The sequence below is a fragment of the Streptomyces sp. NPDC111656 genome (assembly GCF_055656965.1).
The window spans coordinates 82,420-97,074 of sequence record NZ_JBVKCA010000014.1 but is presented as its reverse complement, the minus strand read 5'-3'; the positions used below and the strand labels follow the sequence as shown (position 1 = coordinate 97,074).

At 68.1% G+C, this 14,655-nt stretch carries 11 protein-coding genes and 3 pseudogenes; 9 read left to right on the top strand and 5 right to left on the bottom strand.

Annotation, left to right across the window (positions count from 1 at the left end):
• Window positions 1–102 precede the first annotated feature (102 nt).
• On the top strand, window positions 103–618 hold the full coding sequence (locus ACZ7M3_RS34045; protein ID WP_472068371.1) for a TetR family transcriptional regulator: 516 nt from the start codon (window positions 103–105) through the stop codon (window positions 616–618).
• A gap of 89 nt (window positions 619–707) precedes the next feature.
• Here the strand turns inward: ACZ7M3_RS34045 and ACZ7M3_RS34040 are convergent, their stop codons facing one another.
• Window positions 708–1,667 (bottom strand): helix-turn-helix domain-containing protein, encoded by a 960-nt coding sequence (locus ACZ7M3_RS34040; protein WP_472068369.1) that lies wholly within the window; start codon window positions 1,665–1,667, stop codon window positions 708–710.
• Window positions 1,668–1,850: 183 nt separating this feature from the next.
• On the opposite strand from ACZ7M3_RS34040, the gene ACZ7M3_RS34035 reads away from it, so the two are divergent.
• The 4 genes from ACZ7M3_RS34035 to ACZ7M3_RS34020 all read left to right on the top strand — a co-directional run bounded on the left by ACZ7M3_RS34035 (window position 1,851) and on the right by ACZ7M3_RS34020 (window position 5,608).
• Window positions 1,851–2,615, top strand: a complete 765-nt coding sequence (locus tag ACZ7M3_RS34035) for an SDR family NAD(P)-dependent oxidoreductase (protein WP_472068367.1) — start codon at window positions 1,851–1,853, stop codon at window positions 2,613–2,615.
• Between the two features lie 109 nt (window positions 2,616–2,724).
• Window positions 2,725–3,570, top strand: coding sequence for an SDR family oxidoreductase (locus ACZ7M3_RS34030; RefSeq protein ID WP_472068365.1), 846 nt, complete (start codon window positions 2,725–2,727; stop codon window positions 3,568–3,570).
• Between the two features lie 383 nt (window positions 3,571–3,953).
• The gene (locus ACZ7M3_RS34025; protein ID WP_472068363.1) at window positions 3,954–4,934 is read left to right on the top strand and encodes an aldo/keto reductase; all 981 of its coding nucleotides are present in this window, start codon (window positions 3,954–3,956) and stop codon (window positions 4,932–4,934) included.
• A 131-nt stretch (window positions 4,935–5,065) separates the two neighbouring features.
• Complete coding sequence (locus tag ACZ7M3_RS34020) at window positions 5,066–5,608, top strand: NAD(P)H-dependent oxidoreductase (RefSeq protein WP_472068361.1); 543 nt, start codon at window positions 5,066–5,068, stop codon at window positions 5,606–5,608.
• A gap of 390 nt (window positions 5,609–5,998) precedes the next feature.
• Here ACZ7M3_RS34020 and ACZ7M3_RS34015 read toward each other — a convergent pair whose 3' ends face one another.
• Complete coding sequence (locus tag ACZ7M3_RS34015; RefSeq protein WP_472068359.1) at window positions 5,999–6,739, bottom strand: phosphotransferase family protein; 741 nt, start codon at window positions 6,737–6,739, stop codon at window positions 5,999–6,001.
• A 107-nt stretch (window positions 6,740–6,846) separates the two neighbouring features.
• Entirely contained in the window at window positions 6,847–7,479 is a 633-nt protein-coding gene (locus tag ACZ7M3_RS34010) for a phosphotransferase (protein ID WP_472068357.1), read from the bottom strand.
• A gap of 610 nt (window positions 7,480–8,089) precedes the next feature.
• Here ACZ7M3_RS34010 and ACZ7M3_RS34005 point away from each other — a divergent pair.
• A complete protein-coding gene (locus tag ACZ7M3_RS34005; RefSeq protein ID WP_099918435.1) occupies window positions 8,090–9,028 on the top strand; it encodes a L,D-transpeptidase in 939 nt (312 codons plus the stop codon).
• Between the two features lie 822 nt (window positions 9,029–9,850).
• On the opposite strand, the gene ACZ7M3_RS34000 is transcribed toward ACZ7M3_RS34005, so the two are convergent.
• On the bottom strand, window positions 9,851–10,474 hold the full coding sequence (locus tag ACZ7M3_RS34000; protein ID WP_472068355.1) for a TetR/AcrR family transcriptional regulator: 624 nt from the start codon (window positions 10,472–10,474) through the stop codon (window positions 9,851–9,853).
• An 89-nt stretch (window positions 10,475–10,563) separates the two neighbouring features.
• Here ACZ7M3_RS34000 and ACZ7M3_RS33995 point away from each other — a divergent pair, with 89 nt between their 5' ends.
• From ACZ7M3_RS33995 to ACZ7M3_RS33985, 3 genes and pseudogenes are all read left to right on the top strand, one after another.
• Window positions 10,564–11,796 carry an NADH:flavin oxidoreductase/NADH oxidase family protein gene (locus ACZ7M3_RS33995; RefSeq protein WP_472068353.1) on the top strand — a complete coding sequence of 411 codons (1,233 nt, stop codon included), beginning with the start codon at window positions 10,564–10,566 and terminating at the stop codon, window positions 11,794–11,796.
• Window positions 11,797–12,265: 469 nt separating this feature from the next.
• Window positions 12,266–12,613: pseudogene (locus ACZ7M3_RS33990) on the top strand (sigma factor); the annotation flags it as partial.
• A gap of 88 nt (window positions 12,614–12,701) precedes the next feature.
• Window positions 12,702–12,752: pseudogene (locus ACZ7M3_RS33985) on the top strand (hypothetical protein); the annotation flags it as partial.
• 493 nt (window positions 12,753–13,245) lie between these two features.
• On the opposite strand, the pseudogene ACZ7M3_RS33980 reads toward ACZ7M3_RS33985, so the two are convergent.
• A pseudogene (locus tag ACZ7M3_RS33980) lies at window positions 13,246–14,328 on the bottom strand (right-handed parallel beta-helix repeat-containing protein); the annotation flags it as partial.
• Between the last annotated feature and the right edge of the window lie 327 nt (window positions 14,329–14,655).

Sequence of the window (14,655 nt, the reverse complement as noted above, 5' to 3'; positions counted from 1 at the left end):
GCCTCTTGGCACGTGGCGGAGCCCAGGTTCTGATCGATGAGGCCCGCTCCTGCACGGATTTCGGCGGTGTTGCCAATTGGCAACACCGCCGGAGCACCTCACATGTTCGCCGAGCACGGCTACGAGACGGTCACCGTCGAGGAGATCGCGCAGGCGGCGGGCATGTCCAAGCGGACGTTCTTCCGGTACTTCCCGTCCAAGGAAGACCTGATGCTCGGCAAGTACGACGCCCTCTCGGACCGCCTGGTCGAAGCCCTGAGGGCGCGCCCCTCCGACGAGCCGCTGTGGGAGTCGTTCCGGCGGGCGTTCGACGTACTGGCGGCGTTCTTCGACGACCCGGTCCGCACCGCACAGGCAGCCGGCAACATGCGCATCATCAACGCCCACCCGCCGCTGCGCGCGGGACTCTTCGAGCGGCTCGCCGACGTCGAGGACCGCTGGGCCGCGATCGTGCGCGAGAGGACCGGCGCGGCTGCCGGGGACCCGCGCGCGCTGGCAGTCGCCAGCGCCGCGGTGGCGTGCATGGTCGCGGCGAAGACGACCTGGGCCGAGGCCAGCGCGACCCGGACGCTCGCCGAACTCCTGGACGAGAGCATGGGAGCCGTCACACTGGCGTAGCGCAGCAGGACCAGCAGAGCGCCGGAACCACGAACTGACGCTGCCTACGCTGAACCTGGTCCATGGGTGCGCGCCGTGATGGGGATCGATCAGCCGGGTGTCTCGGTCGAGTCGGCGGGCTGGGAGTCGTCGGCCGGCGTGGACCGTTCGATGGCGTCGTCGGTCGCGGCCCAGCTGGCCAGTAGGTTCAGGGCGTCCTGGGAGGGGGAGGCGGGCTCGGCGGTGTAGGTGAGGAGGACCTGGCTGGGGTCGCCGCCCACCGGGAAGGTTTCGAACGGCAGGTCGAGGTCGCCGACGACCGGGTGGTGCAGAAGCTTCACGCCGGTGGTGTGCATCCGGACGTTGTGGGCGGCCCAGCGGTGACGGAACTCCTCGCTGCGGGTGGACAGTTCGCCGATCAGGTCGGTCAGCCGCCGGTCGTAGAGGTCGCGGCCGGCCTCGGCGCGCAGCATCGCGACACAGTCGCCTGCGATCTGGTCCCAGTCGCGGAAGAATTCGGTCGCGTGCGGGTTGAGGAAGACGAACCGAGCGTTGTTGGGGGGCCGTGCCGGGTCGGCGTAGACGGGGGAGAACAGGGCACGCCCGAGGTGGTTGGTGGCCAGGATGTCTCCGCGGCCGTTGAGGACGAACGCGGGTGTGCCGCTCATCGAGTCGAGGACGCGCTGCACGGCGGGCCGCACGCGCTGCTGGGCGGGCCGGCGGCGTGGGGGACGGGTGGTGCCGGCGCCGCGCAGGAGGTCGAGGAGGTGGATGCGTTCGGCCTCGTCGAGCTGCAGGGCTTGCGCGATGCCTTCGATGACGCTCTCGGAGACGCCGGTGGCGTTGCCGCGCTCCAGCCGGGTGTAGTACTCGCTGGAGATGCCCGCGAGGAGGGCGACCTCCTCGCGGCGCAGCCCGGTGACCCGCCGACGGTCTCCGCCGTACAGGGGCAGCCCGGCCTGTTCAGGGGTGACCCTGGCCCTTCGTGTACCCAGGAATTCCCGGATCTGGTCGCGAACATCGTCACGAATGTTGCGATTGGTGTCATGTGGGTCGTTTCTGCCTGCCATGCGTTTCACTCTACGAGCGGTTCCGCCGACCTGGGGGTCCCTGTCAGTGACCCCCTCACCAAGGACTCCCACGCCCCCGTGAAAAGGCGTTTTGTTGGTGGTGCACCGCCCACGGCGGTGTGAATGGCCCGGAACGGCGCCGCTTGTGTGAACCGAAGAGAACCAAGGAACAGGACACCTCCCATGGCATCGAAACTGACCGGCACTGTCGCTCTCGTCACCGGTGCGAGCAGCGGGATCGGCGAAGCTACCGCCCGCCAGCTCGCCGAGCTCGGCGCGTCCGTGGCCCTGGTGGCGCGCCGCAAGGACCGTCTGGACGCACTGGCCGCCGAGATCGGGAAGGCCGGCGGCGCCGCGCTGGTGGTGGAGGCCGACATCACCGACCGTGCCCAAGCCGAGGCGGCCGTCGAGCGCACTGTCGAGCACTTCGGTCGGCTGGACACTCTGGTCAACAATGCCGGGCTGATGCTCCTGGGTCCCGTCGTCGGTGCGGACGCCGAGGAGTGGGAGCGCATGATCGCCGTCAACGTGAAGGGTCTGCTCTACACCACCCGCGCCGCCCTCCCGCACCTGCTCAAGGCCGCCGAGGACGGTACGCGCCGGGTCGCCGACATCGTCAATATCAGCTCCGTCGCCGGCCGCGTCGCCATGAACGGCCTCGGCGTCTACAACCTCACCAAGTTCGGGGTGAACGGCTTCACCGAGTCCCTGCGCCAGGAAGTCACCCAGCGGCACGTCCGCGTCGGTGTCCTGGAGCCGGGCGGTGTGTACACCGAGCTGGCCTCGCACAACAAGCCCGAGATCCAGGACGCGATGATCACCCCCCTCCTCGGTGTGGTCGAGTTCCTCGCCCCCGAGGACATCGCCGACGGCGTTGCCTACATGGTCACGCGCCCCCGGCATGCCTCCATAGCCGACCTGTGGATCATGCCCACCGAGTCGGCCTGACGCCGTCCGGCCCGGCCGGCCCATCCCCGCTCGGTAGGCCGCCGGGAACGCACGACGCATCACCACCGCACACATCAGATGCCGGATCACGGCACTGAAAGGACCCCCCATGAGCAAGGTCATTCTCGTCACCGGTGCCGGACGCGGCCTGGGCACGGACATCGCCCGCGAGGCCCTCGCGGCCGGTCACCAGGTCGTCGCCACCGGCCGCCGCCCCGAAGAGGTCGAGAAGACCCTCGGTGGACCGCAGGACAACCTGCTGGTCACCAAGCTGGACGTCACCAGCCTGGACGACGCCGAGGCCGCCGCGCAGGCCGCCGTCGACCGCTTCGGCCGTATCGACGTCCTGATCAACAACGCCGGTAACCTCTTCACCGGCTACTTCGAGGAGATCTCGCCCGCGCAGATGCGCCAGCAGTTCGAGACCAACCTCTTCGGCCCGATGAACGTCACCCGCGCCGTCCTGCCCATCCTGCGCAAGCAGCGCGCCGGCCACATCATCACCATCACCTCCACCGCCGGACTGGTCGGCATGGAGTTCACCTCCGCCTACGCCGCCTCCAAGTTCGCGGAAGAGGGCTGGATGGAGTCCCTGCGCTACGACGTCGAGCCGTACAACATCCACACCACGATCGTGGAGCCCGGCTACTTCCGCACCGAACTCCTCGTGGACGGGTCCACCAACTGGCCCGAGCTGTCCATCGACGACTACGCCCCGCGCACCGCCCCGAGGATCGAGGGCATGAAGAGCATGAACGGCAAGCAGCCCGGCGACCCCGCCAAGCTCGCCCGCGCCCTGCTCGCCATCGCCCAGCAGGAGAAGCCCCTGCTGCGCTTCGTCGCCGGCGCGGACGCCATCGAGGCCGCCGAGGCCAAGGCGAAGGAACTCCTCGCCCAGGCCGAAGCCTCCCGCGAACTGGGCGGCAGCCTCGCCTACGACGACACCCACGCCTGAGCACCACGCCCCGCTCCCCCGGCCGGTGCGCAGGACCGCGCCGGGTGCGTTTCGACAGCACGGAGAGAGTCCCGGACAGCGCCGGCTCGGATCCCCGATGGTCGCCCAGTGCGTGCCCGGCTTGCCTGGACGAAGGCACATCGCGGAACGGCCGCGGCATCGGTGTCCTCGGAAGCCTGACCTACGACGAAACCCACGGCTGGGCATCATGCCCCGGCCGAGGCCGGCAGCCGCCGGGTGCACCTACGGCACCTGGCCGCCACCCCGCAACGGCGCCCGCGCCGGCGGCGCGCGGACCATCCAAGCACGGCCCACCAGTCGGTGGCGCCCCCCTGATCACGACCACAGACCGGCCCGACGGCCGTCACTACAAGGAGTACCTGATGAAGCACGTATCCCTGGGCGGGCTCGACGTCTCGCGCATCGGCCTCGGCGCCATGACCATGGCCGGCACCTACACCACCGGCGGGGGGCTCGACGACACGGAGTCGATCCGCACCATCCACCGGGCCCTGGACCTCGGGGTCACCCACATCGACACCGCCGAGATCTACGGCCCCTTCCACAGCGAGGAAATCGTCGGAAAGGCCATCAAGGGCCGGCGCGACGAGGTCGTCATCGCGACGAAGTTCGGTCTCGTCTCCCACGCCGGCGACGGCCCCGGCGTCATCGACAGCAGCCCCGCCAACGTGAAGACCGCCGTCGAAGGCTCCCTCCTGCGGCTCGGCACCGACCACATCGACCTCTACTACCAGCACCGCGTCGACCCCAACACCCCCATCGAAGAGACCGTCGGCGCGCTGGCGGAGCTGGTCACCGAAGGCAAGGTGCGCCACATCGGACTCTCCGAAGCCGGCCCCGACACGATCCGCCGCGCCCACGCCGTGCACTCGGTGGCCGCGCTGCAGACCGAATACTCGCTGTGGACCCGCGACGTCGAGGCCGAGATCCTCCCGCTACTGCGCGAGCTCGGCATCGGATTCGTGCCCTACTCCCCGCTCGGACACGGCCTGCTCACCGGGCAGATCCGCACCGTCGACGACTTCACCGACGACGACTGGCGCAAGACCAACCCGCGCTTCACCGGCGAGAACTTCCAGCGCAACCTGCGCATCGTCGACGAAGTACAGGCCATCGGAGCCGAGATCGGCGCCACCTCGGCACAGACCGCGCTGGCCTGGCTGCTGACCCGCGGCGACGACATCGCCCCCATCCCCGGAACCCGCCGGGTTACGCGCGTCGAAGAGAACACCGCCGCCGACGGCATCGAACTCAGCGCCGCTCAGCTCGACCGCCTCAACAACCTCACACCCGCCGCCGGTGAACGCCACGACGAGGCCAACATGGCCAGCATCGACCGCTGACCGCTGTTCCCGGCTCAGCCAGTGCTCCTGGACTTCGAAGGACTGACGCTCCGGCGAAGTTCCCGGCGCGTCACACCGACCGACCCGCGTCCGTCTGCCCATCTCACTGATCACTGAAGAGGTTTCTCATCATGTCCAAGGTTCTTCTTGTCATAGGCCACCCCGACCTGTCCCAGTCGAGGGCCAACGCGGCGCTCGTGGACGCCGTCCGCGACCTGGCCCATGTCACCGTGCACGACCTCTACGCCATCTACCCCGACTTCCAGATCGACGTCGCCGCAGAGCAGGCACTGCTGGCCGAACACGACGTGATCGTCTTCCAGCACCCGGTGTTCTGGTACAACACCACTCCTCTGTTCAAGCAGTGGCAGGACAAGGTATTCACCTTCGGCTGGGCCTTCACCGTGGATGGTTCTGCCTCGCAGTTGGCCGGCAAGAAGGCCGTGGTCGCCGTCACCACCGGCGTCCCCGCCGACCACTACACCCCTGAAGGCTCGAACAAGGCCACCATCGAGACCCTCCTGAGTAACTGGGAGGCGACCCTGCGGCTGTGCCAGTACGACATCCAGCAGCCGATGGTCAAGGTGTACGGCACCGCTTTCGGCCTCTCCGACGAAGACCTGAACACCGCCGCCAAGCAGTACAACGAACTGCTCTCCTCCTTCGCCGCCTGACCGCACTCTCACCACCGCGGCGTGTTCAGGACGCCGACCTGCTACTGCACCTGACCGAGTGGCCGCAGTACTCCCACGTCGACCCGCACCGCCTGGCCGCCCGCGCCACGACACCGAAGGCCATTGACGGGCGCGGCACCCTCAACGCGGTCACCTGGCGCGAAGCCGGCTGGACCTTCCGGGCACTCGGACGCCCCTGAGCCTCTCGTTGCCGCTGCGGGCCCGCCCAGGTCAACCTTCCTGGTCACGGGCCTGCAGCTGTTTGCCGCAAGGCGGTCGAAGGGGCTGAAGGGGCTGAGTTTCAACAGACCGCTGGCGAATCGCATCCTCGCCCGCGGCCAACGGGATGGGGAGCCTGAGTTCTCGGTATGTCACGGCGATGGTGATACGTCACTTGAGGGCGTCTTCAAACACTTTGCGGTGCTCGGCAGTGTGTTCGTGCTCCCGCCGAGACCAGGCGATGCGATCCGAGATCTGCTGGTCAGTGGCTTCGACAGTGAAGCCAGCCTGCGCTTCTGCCCAGAAACGGGCATTACGGGCCTGCCGTTCCAGCATCGCGTCGACGACGACACCACGCTCAGGACCAGCAAGACCATAGGCGTCGGCCAACACCCGCACCTGGGTGGCCTGAACATCCACAGGAGGAGCCCCTGCTTTCGCAGACACGCACCACAGCCAGGACATATACCCAATATCCTCCAGCGGGCTGCCCGGTGCAGCCATGTCGAAGTCGATGAAGGCGACCGGCACCTCGTCCTGAAAGACGGCGTTGTTCGGCCCCAGATCGTGATGGCATACGACCTGATGCCGGCCAGCAAGATCACTACCTCGGGTGGCCTCGTGCATGGCGCGCGCCAGGGTGCCAGCCGCAGCAATCTGGGCGTCGTTCCATGGCCGGAACTTGGCCGGCACCCAGCCCGGCACAAAGCTGAAGGTGTCCCGGCCCGCCTGATCCTGACCGAGGTGTCGCGGGGCCCCCGTGAATCCGCGGCTCTCCAACAGGTCAAGCAGGGAGGCGACGAACGGCGAGGCAGCCGAGGCCGGTCTCCGGACCGTGTCACCGATGCGGACGACGCCGTTGGTGACACGGCCTCCCGTCAACGGGATGACTTCATCGGTGGTCTCGGGCATGCCCATGGTTCCTTACGTTGTCGATGAAGCGGCGGGCGCACAGGCCGCGGACCCGGCAGTTCGCTCACGCGAGATGGGGGCGACTTGAAGTGTTGGCTCCAGCTGTGTCAGGCGGCTGCTGAGGAGTGATCTTCCCTGGGGCTTAGCAAGTGACACAGCTTCCCAGGCCCAGCGCTTAGCTCGTGATCGACACGATGTCTCATGAGACATGCCGAGCGCGAAGAACAGGTCCACGCCATGTAGCCGACGTCTTCCAGGGGCAGTCCAGGCGCCGCGATGTCGAAGTCGATGAAGGCGTACGGCAGTCCATCGCGGAAGACCACGTTGTTCGGCCCGCAGTCGTGGTGGCAGACGACGGGAAAGCTCCCTGCCAAAACGCTGTTGCGGGTCGCGTCGTGCAGTGCGTGCAGAAGCGATCCGGCGGCAGCGACCTGCTGGTCCGACCAGGTACGGAATCGTGCCGGGACCTCACCGGACAGGTAACTGAGGACATCCGTGGCGCCCTCCCGTCTCAGGTAGCGGGGTGCTCCGTCGAAGCCCCGGCGTTCCAGCAGAACGAGGAGGTCAGCGACGAAGCGTGAAGCTGGAGTAGCAGGCCGGCGCACCGTCTCACCGACGCGGACGACGCCGGCGGTGATGCGCCCGCCTGTCATCACGGCTTCCTCAGTTTCTTCAGCCTTCAGAGGCGCGATGGAAGGGTCAATCGGGGTGAAACGGTCAACTGGGTCCGGCGTTTCCATCCGTCAGCTCCTGATGCGGGTTGCCCTTCGACGGTCTCCCGGCAGTCTGCGTACGTCACCCGTAGCCTGCGCCTATCCGGTGCAGACGGATACCGTGGGAGGGCTGGAGATGCAAACTCCACACCGCGACCCGACGGGCGTGGAGCCGGCATGGCATCGATCTGTCCGGCCAGTTCTCCGATGTCGCGGCCGCTGCCGTCGGTCTGCCGGACGCCGTCCTCGGCGGTGAGCTTGTCGCCGTCCTCAACGTCGGCTCCGCGGCGTGGCCTTCCAGCGGCTGCAGAGCCGGGTCGGCCGCGGGGGCACGTGGCGCGGGGCCGACTTCACCGTCCACGTCGCAACTGGAGTACGCACGAATTCCTGCGCGGACACCACGGCCGTCATCGAGCGAAGTCGGCAGGCAGCAGGCAGGATGTCGCGCCCCTCGTCGTCCCCGATCCGGCGGTGCGCACCGAATCTTGAGACACGCTTTACGTGGCGCACGCAACTGCGGCCCACGCCATCGTTGTCTGACAGGGAGTCGGGCCCGTCAGGGCCGAAGAGCGAGAGAGCGGGGCAGATCGTGGGACGGCGCAAGGGCGGCATAGGGATCGCATTCGTCACGAGTGTGATGCTGGTGGGCGCGAGTGCCTGCGGCGGGGGCGGCAGTGACAAGGCGAGCGGGGACGACGCAAAGGCGTCGGGAAAGCCTAGTGCGAGCGCCTCCCCGTCACCGACGAAGCCCGCGGGCCCCCCGATGCTGCTGGAGACGATCACCCCGCAGACGGGAACCACGGTCGGCGTGGCCATGCCGATCTCGGTGATCTTCACGAACCCGGTGGCGGCAAAAGCACGGGCCACGGTCGAGAAGCACATGAAGGTGAGCGCCTCCCAACCGGTGGCCGGTGCCTGGCACTGGATGGGCGACAAGCGCGCCGACTGGCGACCCAAGACGTACTGGCCCTCCGGCACGAAGGTAAAGATCGACGCTGACATCAACGGCGTCAGCAACGGCAACGGGCGCTATGGCGTGCACAACTACACGCACACCTTCAACATCGGCGACGACGTGCGCGCGGACGTCTCGGTAACCGGCCACACCATGAAGGTGACCCGGAACGGCAAGGCGGTGCGCACCCTGTCGATCAATGCGGGCAGCGCTCAGTATCCGACGTGGAACGGCACGATGGCCGTCATCGACAAGCAGGAGAAGGTCCACATGACCTCCTGCAGCGTCGGCATCAGCTGTGAAAAGGGCAGCCCCAACTACTACGACCTGACGCTGCCCTGGGACGTGCACCTGACCCAGTCCGGCACGTACGTGCACTATTCGACCGGCGACCCCAACCCGGGCAGCGGCAGCGCCCGTGGCTCGCACGGCTGCGTCCATCTGTCCATGTCGGACGCCAAGTGGTTCTACGGCCAGGTCAAGCAGGGCGACCCCGTCACCATCACCGGCTCGCCCCGCGCCAAGGCCCCGGCCGACAACGGCTATGCCGACTTCAACCTGGGATGGGACCAGTGGCTCGCGGGCAGCGCATCCGGGGAAGGGACGACCGCGACGCTGTGACGCGCTGCGGTGGCAACGCCATTCAGCAGTCGATGACGTTGACCGCGAGGCCCACCGTCGTACTCGCCCTTCGGGCCGACCGGAAACGGCCGGCCCTCCGGCATTTCCCACTCGTCCAACCGCTGGTCGAGGCCGGCGAACAGGGCACTGAACTCCCGCATGAGCGCCATCGCCTCGCGCGGCCACGCCTGCTCCCGGCGAGTCGCGAGCACTCGCCATCCCGTGATCGACATGGTGTCGGACAAAATCCGCGGACAGTTCAACGCGGACAGTTCAACAGCGCATAGCCCAAGCGGGATGGGTGGAGGGGCAGTTCTCCGTCGACCAGGGTCGGGTGGTGCTGCGCAACCAGCCCCACGAAACCGGACGCACCCGGCCCTCCCCTCCGGCCAGAGACTCACCCGACGATGACCCCGACGGTCCGCTGATCCGGCCTTTCGCGCCCTCCGGACCGCCGTGTCGGCCGGGAACTGGCCCGTCGTGACCTGCGCGACCCGCACCTCGTGTCGGGCACCCTCGCGCGCCAACGCGAAACGGCGCAACTCGTCGCGGAGTCGGCCGGATTCCAGCAGCCGCTGGGCCAGGATCCGCACTGGAACGCGTACGACCACGTCGCTCTGCTGAATCGTCGCGCACCACCGCCCGAGGAGCCGGGACGCGGTCGTCGTCACCTCGGGTCGGGCGGCGTTCTCGCCGCGCTCTGCGGCACCCTGCTGTCCACTTCACCGGCGACCGTCGCCATGCGCTCACCCATCGCCGAGGCCGACCGCCCGGCCTGCCCGGCCCGCCCGTCAGGCCGTTCCCGGTACCACCCGGGGACCGCTACGCCCTGGCCCGCTCGGGCGGTGCGGTTGCCGCCTGCGACGCCACCGGGGAGGCGGTGAACAGCGCGTGGACCGCTGTGCGGACCTGGTCGGCGACCACCTCGGGGGTCGACGCGTCGAGCTTGCCGTCCAGGTGCAGGAAGGCCAAACCATGGACCAGGGCCCACACCGTGGTCGACAGCGCGTCCGGATCGGCGTCGAGAAAGGCACCCCGGACGATGTCGCGGACGTACTCCGACAGGGCGGCGGTCGCCTGCACCCGCTCCTCGTTGCCCGGGTCGCAGGGCTCCGCGAACATCACCCGGAACATCGCCGGGTGATCGAGCGCGAATCGGACGTAGGCAACGGCGACCGCGGTGAGATCGTCAGGCGTCGCGGGCGCGGGATGCGCAGCGGTCAGGTACCCGGCGAGTTCGCGGTAGCCCTCTGCGGCAACGGAGGAGACGAGCGCGTCGCGGTCCGCGAAGTGGCGATACGGGGCCGTCGCCGACACACCCGCCCGCCGTGCGACCGCCCGCAGGGACAGTCCGGCGCTGCCGTCCTCCTCCAGTAGTTCCCGCGCAGCGCGCAGGCAGGCGGCGCGCAGATCGCCGTGGTGGTACGAGTCATTCGCTTGTGGCATGAAACACCCTCCCTCATGTTTACACCGCACACATTGCCCGCCTAATGTGAACGGTGCACACATTGTATTCGATGGAAAGGAGAATCCGGATGGCCAGCGAGCTTTTCTCACCGCTGTCCCTGCGCTCTGGGCAGGTATTGGGCAACCGGATCGCGAAGGCGGCCATGGAGGAGAACATGGCCGGCGACGGCCAGCTGCCCGATGGACAGCTGCTGTCGCTGTACCGGCGATGGGCCACCGGCGGCGCCGGACTGCTGATCACCGGCAACGTCATGGTCCATGCCGAGGCGCTGACCGGTCCCGCCGGCGTCGTACTCGACGATGCCGCGCCACTGGAGCCTTTCACCGAGTGGGCCAAGGCCGGCAAGTCCGGCGGCGGAGCGATGTGGATGCAGATCAATCACCCGGGCCGCCAGATCCAGGCAGACATGCCGGGCGTCGTGTGGGGCCCGTCCGCAGTGGGGGTCGACCTGGGAAAACACAGCAGCCGTTTCGGTCGCCCTGTCGCCATGACCCCCGAGCAGATCGAGGCCACTGTGACGCGGTACGCGGTCACGGCCCACCGCGCCGAGAAGGCGGGGTTTGACGGTGTGGAGGTCCACGCCGCGCATGGTTACCTGCTCTCACAGTTCCTGTCCCCGCTGGTCAACCGACGCACCGACGAGTGGGGCGGGTCCCTGGAAAACCGGGCTCGGATGCTGTTGGACGTCGTCCGGGCCGTGCGCGCCGCCGTCTCGCCGTCCTTCGCGGTCGCGGTGAAGCTCAACTCCGCGGATTTCCAGCGGGGCGGATTCGACGCCGACGACGCTCGGCAGGTGATCGCGATGCTCGCACCGCTCGGCGTCGACCTGGTGGAACTGTCCGGTGGCAGTTACGAGAGCCCCGCGATGTCCGGCCGTCCCGCCGATGCGCGCACCCAGGCCCGTGAGGCGTACTTCCTGGACCTGGCGAAGGACCTGGTCAAGACCAGCCCTCTCCCACTGATGCTCACCGGCGGCATCATCCGGCGCGACACCGCCGAACGGGTCCTCGCCAGTGGCGTGGCACTCGTCGGGATGGGCACCGCCCTCGCCGTCACCCCGGACCTGCCCGACCGCTGGCGCCACGGTCTCGAGGCGGAGCGGCAGCTGCGGCCGGTGACCTGGTCCGACAAGGCCCTTGCTTCCGCCGCGAGCATGGCGCAGGTCCGTCACCAGCTGCGCCGCATCGCCCGCGGAAGCCGTCCCAAGCCGCACACCCGCCCCGCGTATGCCCTTCTCGCCGAGCAGCGTCTGCAGCGACGGGCACTGCGGCGCTACCGCGCGTGGCTGTCGGCCTCATAGAACGGGCTGTTGGCGACAGCGGCCGGCGACGAAGTTCGGGACAACGAACTCGCCGCTCTCCCGGTCCCACCAGCGTGCCCCGTGGAGGGCGGTCCCCACAGAGGCGCTTGTGGACGCGAGCACCCCTCAGCACGCGGCTGCGGGCGCCCGCCGGATCGCCCGTGTCACGCTATGGGCTGTTGCTGTACGTGCCGCCCGAGCAGTACTCGCCGGCGTATGGTCTACTGCTCACCGTTCCGCCCCCTTCCCGACACTGTTCCGGGGTGACGCTGGTGTGGGGTGTGCTGACCTGCGCAGTAGCGACGCCGGTGAGGCTGAGTCCGGCGAGGGTTGCTGTGGCGATCGCGAGTCCGAGACTTCGGCGGATACGCATGGCGCCTCCCTTCGGGATCTTCCCCCATTCGGACTACAACAGTTGCCGGTCACGGCACCGCCCGCGCGCACTATTACTCCGAATGGGTGAAGTGGCATGACCGACTTCGGTCGGAGGCCCGAGACGTGCGGTCGCCCCTCCCGAGCCAGGCGAGCGTCCCTGAGCCGAGTGAAAGTTCCCGCGTGGACGAGGCGCAGGGGCTTCTTGTCGCTGGTCTCGCCGCATCGGCGTGTGCACGGGCTGGGTGCCGACGTATACGACGATGTCGCCGTCCAGCTCCGCCGGGAGCCGCACGTGCACGGCTACCGGATGCTCGGATCCGAGGACGTCCTGCAAGACACGCTGCTGGTCGCCTGGCAAGGCTTCGCAGGGTTCGAGAGACGCGCCTCGCTGCGTACCTGGCTGTATCGGATCGCCACCAACCGATGCCTCAACGCGCGCCGGTCGGCCCGGAGGGCCCGCTACGAGCAGACCGAATCCGTCTCCCTGGCCTTCATGCCCCCTCCAGCTCCTGCCGCCTCGCCAGCTCGCCGTGCTCATCCTGTGCGACGTCCTCGGGTTCCACGCCGACGAGGTGGCCGACATGCTGCACTCGAGCATCAAGTCGGCCAAAAGCGCCCTCAAACGGGCGCGCGCCAGCCTGCAACCCCGACGTCCCACGACCGACGACCGAGAACCGCCGCCCGCCTCCGACTCACCCTCCGAGGATGCGATCGTGGCGAAATTCGTCCGCGCATGGGAGTCCGCCGACCTGGACGCACTGGTGGCCCTTCTCACCGGCAACGTCTTCATTTCGATGCCACCGACGCCCTTCGAATACCAGGGCCGAGACGTCGTGGCCCGCTTCTGCGTCGGCATTCTCCGCGCAGATCGCAGGTTCGACCTCATCCCGACACGAGCCAACGGTCAGCCGGCGTTCGGTGCCTATCTGCGCTCCCCAACGGCATCAGCCACGGGACCGGCCGCTACGTCCTCACCGGCGACCGGATCTGCGCCCTGCAGTGCTGAAGCGGGGGCTGGACACGTCGTTCGCGTATCTGCGGAACGCGAGCGCCCGGCCCCCGCCTCGGTTGTGGCTACGGCGTCACGACCTTGCCGCCGAAGGTCACGGCGAGGTGCCCGTCCGAAGCGAAGGACCAGCCCAGGGTTCCGCTGTAGGAGGAGCAGCGGGAGCCGTTCGTGCCGGTCCAGAACTGGTTCGAGCTGTCGGCGTCTCCGATGGTCTTGTCGTTCGAGCCGCTGACGCTGAAGCGGCACGAGGTGTTGGTCCGAAAGACCGAAGTGCCCACGTCGAAGGAGAAGTTGCGTTGGGCGTTGTCGACGCTCGCGTTGTTCGAGATCGTCATCTTGCCCGGGTTGCTGTTGTACGTGAATCCGTGGTGACCGTTCCCGTAGGCGATGTCGTGCTGGACCACGTGGTTGACCGCGATGTCGTCGCCGCCGAGCTTGTAGCCGTTGCGGTCGCCGTTGGCGTTCACGGTGCCGTCGCTCAGAGTCCCGTTCTTGTAGGACAGGGAGTACTCGATGGTCACCGGGCCGATCGCGCCGGTGTCGGTCTTCGTGTACAGGTCCCAGCCGTCATCGATGTTGTTGTGGGAGACGTCGTAACGGAAGACGTTCCCGGTGCCGGTGGTGAGCTTCGCGGCGAAGCCGTCGGCGTCCTCGCCGTCGGAGTCGGCGTTGTCGTGCGACTCCGAGCTCACGATCAGGTTGTTCGACGGCCACTGACTGCTGGGGGTGCTGGAGGAGATCCGACCCAACTGCAGTCCCGTGTCGCGGTTGTACGCCGTCACCGTCCGCTCGATGACGTTGTTGCTGCCGCCGACGTAGATGCCGTTGTCGCCGGCGCGTTGGACAGTGATGCCGTACAGACGCCAGTAGTTGGCGTTCAGCTGGAGCCCACGGTTCGACGAACTCTCGCTCTGCGCGGAGAAGTTCAGCACCGGGGTCTCGCCCGGGTAGGCGGACAGGGTGGTGCGGGCGCTCGAGGTGCCGTTGTTGCCCGCCGGGATGGTGATCGTCGAGGAGTAGTTGTACGTTCCGCCGCGCAGGTAGATGGTGCCGCCGGATGCGATGCGGCTGATCGCCGTGGTGAGCGTCGTCGGGGCGGACTGCGTACCGGCCGCGCTGTCGGTGCCGCTCGGCGCAACGTACTGGGTGGTGCTCGCGGCCTGGGCCGGGGTGCCGGACAGCGCGACGAGCGTGCCGGCCAGCAGGCTTACACACGCGATGACGGGTCTCACTTGCATCGTTCTGCCTCCAGGTTCGTCCGTGACCAGGGGTGCCGTGCAAGAGAAAGCGCTTTCCAAAGTTCTTGAAGGGGAACGTAAGCGCTTGCTATGGACGCGTCAATAGATGGGTACGTGATTCTTATTCATGCTTGCGAACAACCGTCGATGTGTCCGGATGGGTTGGCCGGGCGCGCAGGGTCCGGGTGAAGCCCAGCCCTGAAGGAGTGAGAGCGGGGCGTGCGGGGAGGGCGCCCA

Coding starts and splice junctions, on each gene's coding strand:
- ACZ7M3_RS34040 (WP_472068369.1), bottom strand. CDS start 1,667: ATGGCAGGCAGAAACGACCCACATGACACCAATCGCAACATTCGTGAC.
- ACZ7M3_RS34045 (WP_472068371.1), top strand. CDS start 103: ATGTTCGCCGAGCACGGCTACGAGACGGTCACCGTCGAGGAGATCGCG.
- ACZ7M3_RS34025 (WP_472068363.1), top strand. CDS start 3,954: ATGAAGCACGTATCCCTGGGCGGGCTCGACGTCTCGCGCATCGGCCTC.
- ACZ7M3_RS34020 (WP_472068361.1), top strand. CDS start 5,066: ATGTCCAAGGTTCTTCTTGTCATAGGCCACCCCGACCTGTCCCAGTCG.
- ACZ7M3_RS34015 (WP_472068359.1), bottom strand. CDS start 6,739: ATGCCCGAGACCACCGATGAAGTCATCCCGTTGACGGGAGGCCGTGTC.
- ACZ7M3_RS34000 (WP_472068355.1), bottom strand. CDS start 10,474: ATGCCACAAGCGAATGACTCGTACCACCACGGCGATCTGCGCGCCGCC.
- ACZ7M3_RS34030 (WP_472068365.1), top strand. CDS start 2,725: ATGAGCAAGGTCATTCTCGTCACCGGTGCCGGACGCGGCCTGGGCACG.
- ACZ7M3_RS34035 (WP_472068367.1), top strand. CDS start 1,851: ATGGCATCGAAACTGACCGGCACTGTCGCTCTCGTCACCGGTGCGAGC.
- ACZ7M3_RS33995 (WP_472068353.1), top strand. CDS start 10,564: ATGGCCAGCGAGCTTTTCTCACCGCTGTCCCTGCGCTCTGGGCAGGTA.
- ACZ7M3_RS34005 (WP_099918435.1), top strand. CDS start 8,090: ATGCTGGTGGGCGCGAGTGCCTGCGGCGGGGGCGGCAGTGACAAGGCG.
- ACZ7M3_RS34010 (WP_472068357.1), bottom strand. CDS start 7,479: ATGGAAACGCCGGACCCAGTTGACCGTTTCACCCCGATTGACCCTTCC.